Source organism: Pseudomonas sp. TJI-51 (assembly GCF_000190455.2).
Taxonomy (GTDB): domain Bacteria; phylum Pseudomonadota; class Gammaproteobacteria; order Pseudomonadales; family Pseudomonadaceae; genus Aquipseudomonas; species Aquipseudomonas juntendi.
The window spans coordinates 55,453-56,010 of the sequence record NZ_AEWE02000053.1; the positions used below are offsets into that span (position 1 = coordinate 55,453).

Here is a 558-nt window from a genome sequence, read left to right on the forward strand (position 1 = left end):
GATCACCAGGTACACCAGCAACGCGATGGCACCGGTGGTAGACAACAGGAAGCCAAACACCTTGCCAGGGAACACATAGTTGACCAGGCAACCGGCGAAGCCTGCCAAGGTGGAGAACAGCACGGCCACGGTCGGCACCCCGGAGCCGGAAATGCGCTTGGTCATGCTCAGCGCCTGGCCACGCGCGCCCAGCGAATAGAGCATGCGCGAGGCTGTGTACAGGCCCGAGTTCATGCAGCTGGTCACTGCCACCAGCACCACCAGGTCGACCAGCAGCTTGGCCCCCGGCACGTTCAACACCTCCAGCACCCGCTGGAATGAACCGACCGCCTTCAACGCCGGGTCGTTCCAGGCCACCAGCGACACCACCAGGAAGATCGAGGCCAGGTAGAAGATGGCGATGCGGTAGACCACCAGGTTGGTGGCACGGCGGATCTTGTCTTTCGGGTTGGCGGTTTCGTCAGCGGCGATGGTGACGATTTCGGCACCGAAGAACGAGAAGATGGTAATCAGCACGCCACCCAGTACGGTGCCGAAGCCGTTGGGCATGAAGCCGCC

1 protein-coding gene is annotated in these 558 nt (G+C 62.5%); it reads right to left on the reverse strand.

Going from position 1 to position 558, the window contains the following annotated elements; genetic code table 11:
* Positions 1 to 558: amino acid permease (locus tag G1E_RS29460; protein WP_047149867.1), on the reverse strand; the 558-nt coding region annotated here is incomplete at both ends.